Raw genomic sequence first — 654 nt, 5'->3', positions numbered from 1 at the left:
GGTTGCACCCTCTCTTATTCCTAAAAAGCCAGGTGAGAAGATTAAAACCGATAAACGTGACGCCCTTAAGCTTGCTAAATTACTTAAGTCTGAAGATTTAACACCTATTTATGTCCCCGAGCCTGAAGATGAAGCTGTACGCGATTTATCTCGTGCACGCGAAGTAGCCATGAAGGATTTAAAAGATGCTAAATATCAGTTAAAAGCGTTGCTGCTTCGCAATAATATTAATTATAAAGGCACCGCAAATTGGTCACAAAAACATTTACGTTGGCTCACTGAGCTTGTGTTGCCACATCCCGCGCAGCACATCGTCTTACAAGAGTTTTTACACACAATTACTGAACGAATAAGCCGACTTGAGCGGCTAGACAATGAGCTAACACATCACGTCCATCAATGGCGCTATTATCCTGTAGTAAAAGCAATACAAGCTATGCGAGGTGTTCGCTTGTTGGTCGCCACCGGCGTTGTTGCTGAGCTTGGCGATTTATCGCGCTTCGACCATCCCCGCAAATTAATGAGTTATCTCGGTCTTGTACCTAGTGAACACTCGAGTGGTGGCAAACGCCATATTGGCGCCATCACAAAATGCGGGAACGGCCGAGCAAGACGCCTTCTTGTTGAAGGTGCACACACTTATCGATATGCAGC

The 654-nt window shown here is 45.3% G+C and carries 1 protein-coding gene; it reads left to right on the top strand.

Translation table 11 applies throughout. The features are described from left to right. A partial coding sequence (locus WDB87_RS00065; RefSeq protein ID WP_337848639.1) for an IS110 family transposase occupies positions 1–654 on the top strand: 654 nt, incomplete at both ends.

Origin of the sequence: Pseudoalteromonas sp. C12FD-1 (assembly GCF_037414265.1) — a bacterium.
Lineage (GTDB): Bacteria > Pseudomonadota > Gammaproteobacteria > Enterobacterales > Alteromonadaceae > Pseudoalteromonas.
This window is presented reverse-complemented; position numbering and strand designations above follow the sequence as displayed.